This is a genomic window from Gelidibacter sp., from assembly GCF_035577925.1.
Taxonomy (GTDB): Bacteria; Bacteroidota; Bacteroidia; order Flavobacteriales; family Flavobacteriaceae; genus Gelidibacter.
This window is the reverse complement of record NZ_DATJCY010000347.1, coordinates 1-3,742: the sequence shown is the minus strand read 5'-3', so window position 1 is coordinate 3,742 and position 3,742 is coordinate 1. Positions and strand designations below refer to the sequence as shown.

2 protein-coding genes are annotated in these 3,742 nt (G+C 39.5%); both read left to right on the top strand.

Translation table 11 applies throughout. The features are described from left to right. The coding region (locus VNJ50_RS13415) for a DUF3472 domain-containing protein (RefSeq protein WP_325582746.1) at positions 1-593 on the top strand (593 nt) is incomplete at its 5' end. 651 nt (positions 594-1,244) lie between these two features. Beyond that, positions 1,245-3,742: aconitate hydratase AcnA (acnA, locus tag VNJ50_RS13410; protein WP_325582744.1), on the top strand; the 2,498-nt coding region annotated here is incomplete at its 3' end.

Sequence of the window (3,742 nt, the reverse complement as noted above, 5' to 3'; positions counted from 1 at the left end):
ATACGCAAGATCCAAATGAAATTCCGGACGATCACAAAATTATTTTATTAGGCAAAGGCGATGCTGTCAAAACCGGTGAATTTGGAAATGAAGGTTCTGGTGGACAGAGTTATAAAGTCTTTCCATGGAAAGCCGATACCACTTATAAATTTTTGTTGAAAGGCGTTCCAGCAGAAAATAATTCCACCGATTATACAGCTTATTTTTTCACTCCTGATGATGATCAGTGGCATTTAATAGCCAGTTTCAGAAGACCTCAAGGCAGTAGGCATCTACAGAGACTTTATTCGTTTTTAGAGAATTTCGTTCCGTCTTATGGCAATATTACCAGAAAAGCAAATTACAACAACCAATGGATCTATACCACCGATGGGGAATGGATTGAGTTGACCAAGGCGAAGTTTACCGCCGACGCGACGGCTCGAAAAGAAGCCCGAATGGATTATGGTGGAGGTGTTGTAGGTAATGAGTTTTTTATGGAAAACTGTGGGTTTTTTAGTGAAACCATACCTATTGACACGGAATTTACAAGGACAGCAAACGGTGTTGCGCCTGCTATCGATTTTTCTAAATTGGAAGTGCCACGTCATTGATTGGTAAACTTAAAAACAAAGCTTAAACGATTGTTGGTAATTTGAAATTTGGCCACGACGGCATAAGCAAAACATATTGTGCAGTAATTACTGTGCACAAAAGCAAATTGCATTTTTTTCATCTTTTATTTGAGTTAATAGTCAAGTGAAGCAAATTATCTGAATTGGTTACTCAGAGATGTTTGCTTCATTTTTTTTAATCTATTGGTTGGCCATAATAAATACCCCTCAATAATTCCAATATTTACGCATCCTCATTAGGATCCTATTCTTTCGATTGCAAATTATCTTATATATATCGAGTTCTTTCGGGATTAGAAATAAATATTTATCTGCAATAATCCCTAGCAAATAGACCTTGTTTTATCGTTTTTTAGATTCTGCAGTCATCAATATGACTCATTATTTATTGGATATGATTCATTTAGTTTGATAAAATCCGTAACTTTAAGCGACTTAAATAAAATACTGACATTGTAAAAATGTGGTGTTTTTTGATATTTGGGTAACGCACTAACAACGTCTTCCTAAAATTCATATACTTTCAATTTTAGAAAATTCATAAGATTCAATCTTTTAAGCAAATCTGAAAAACACATGTGAACGGATTGAATCAATAAAACTATTAACTACTAAAAAAATATTGATAACATGGCAAGTAATCCTTTTAAAACTAAAAAGCAAATAGTGGTCAACGGGAATACCTTTGACTATCACAGTCTGGAAGAACTCGTTAAGCAAGGTTATGAGATTGATAAATTACCGTTTTCCATTCGTATCCTTTTAGAAAACGCATTGCGTAATTTTGATGATTTTTCCGTAACCAATGAAAACATTGAAACGCTTTTAAATTGGAAACCACAAGGTGTGGATAAAGATATTCCTTTTAAACCTGCACGCGTATTGATGCAGGATTTTACCGGTGTTCCGGCAGTGGTTGATATTGCCGCACTACGCGCAGAAGTGGCACGCAAAGGCAAGGATCCAAATACGATCAATCCGTTGGTGCCTGTTGATTTGGTGATTGACCACTCCGTGCAGGTCGATTATTTTGGCACCGAATATTCCTATCAACGCAATATGGAAGAAGAATATAAACGTAATCTGGAGCGGTATCAATTCTTAAAATGGGCGCAGCATTCTTTTGATAACTTTAGTGTGGTTCCTCCGGGGATGGGAATTTGCCATCAAATCAATTTAGAATACTTTTCAAAAGGGGTTATTGAACGCGACGGCATGCTTTTTCCCGATACTTTGGTAGGGACAGACAGCCATACGCCAATGGTCAACGGTATTGGTGTTGTAGCTTGGGGCGTTGGTGGTATTGAAGCCGAAGCCGCTATTTTGGGCCAGCCTCTTTATTTTATCATGCCCGAAGTGATTGGATTGAAATTGACGGGTAAATTGCCTTTGGGTTCTACGGCCACGGATTTGGTATTGACCATCGCCAATGTATTGAGAAAAAAAGGTGTGGTCGGCAAATTTGTTGAGGTTTTTGGTCCGGGTCTTGATCATTTATCCGTACCGGATAGAGCAACTATTGGTAATATGTCGCCAGAATTTGGCTGTACCATTACCTATTTTCCAATTGATGATAAAACCCTGACTTATATGCGAGAAAGTAACCGGTCGGAAGAGCAGATCCAATTGGTTGAAACGTATTGCAAAGCCAATATGTTATGGCGAAAAGATGAAAGCAGAATTACTTACACTGATATTGTTGAATTGGATGTTTCTAAAATAGAACCTACCGTTGCCGGTCCAAAACGTCCACAGGATAAAATCCTATTAAAAGAATTTAAACCCAAATTCATTGATCTGTTGAGTTCTGGTTTTGAACGCGAATATATTGAGCACGAGGATCGGGATTCAGAAATACGATGGAAAAATGAAGGTGGCAATCAACTTTCGCCGCCCATAAAACAGCTTTCAGAAGGCACTTCTATTGAAGCTAAAGAAAAAAACGGACTCAAAACCGTTTGGATCGATAAAGGTGAACAGAAGTTTTCTTTGTCAGATGGTTCGGTGGTCATTGCTGCGATAACCTCTTGTACCAATACGTCCAATCCATTTGTGATGATTGGTGCCGGACTAGTTGCCAAAAAAGCAAGAGAGCAGGGCATTGATGTCAAACCATGGGTAAAGACCTCGTTGGCACCGGGCTCTAAAGTGGTGACCGATTATTTGATAAAAGCCGATTTGCTTAAAGATTTAGAAGCCTTGCAATTCCATTTGGTAGGTTATGGCTGTACCTCTTGTATTGGAAATTCCGGGCCGTTACCACCAGCTATAGCCAAAGCGGTTGATGAGCATGAATTGGTGGTCTGTTCTGTACTTTCCGGAAACCGTAACTTTGAGGCACGTGTCCATTCGCAGGTCAAAATGAACTATTTGATGTCGCCTATGTTGGTGGTGGCTTTTGCCATTGCGGGTCGCGTGGATATCGATTTGTTCAATGATCCCATCAGTTATGACAAAAATCAATTGCCTGTTTATCTAAAAGATATTTGGCCAACTGATGATGAAATCAATGCAGTGCTTAAAGAAGTCCTTTCACCCAAAGATTTCCATAAAAACTATTCCGAGATTTTTGAAGGCAACGAGATTTGGAGAAACCTGGAAATCCCAACCGGTAGTTTGTATGAATGGGATGATTCTTCAACTTATATCAAGGAAATTCCGTTCTTTAAAAATATTTCGGATCAAGCACCGGCACTTCAGGATATCGAAAATGCACGTGCGCTTTTGGTCTTGGGCGATAGTATTACGACCGATCATATTTCGCCAGCAGGAGCTTTTAATGAGCGTTCGGCGGCAGGACAGTATTTAATCAGTAAAGGTGTCAACAAAGAAGATTTCAACTCCTATGGCAGCCGACGTGGTAATGATGAAGTCATGGTACGTGGTACTTTTGCCAACGTGCGCATCAAAAACAAACTGGCCAAACAGGAAGGCGGTTATACCACCTATTTGCCTTCGGGCGAAGAGATGACGGTTTATGATGCCGCTGTTAAATACAAAAAAGACGATACGCCATTAGTGGTGCTTACCGGAAAAGAATATGGAAGTGGATCCTCACGGGATTGGGCTGCAAAAGGCACGTTTTTGCTTGGAGTAAAAGCTGTTTTGGCCGAAAGTTATGAGCGAAT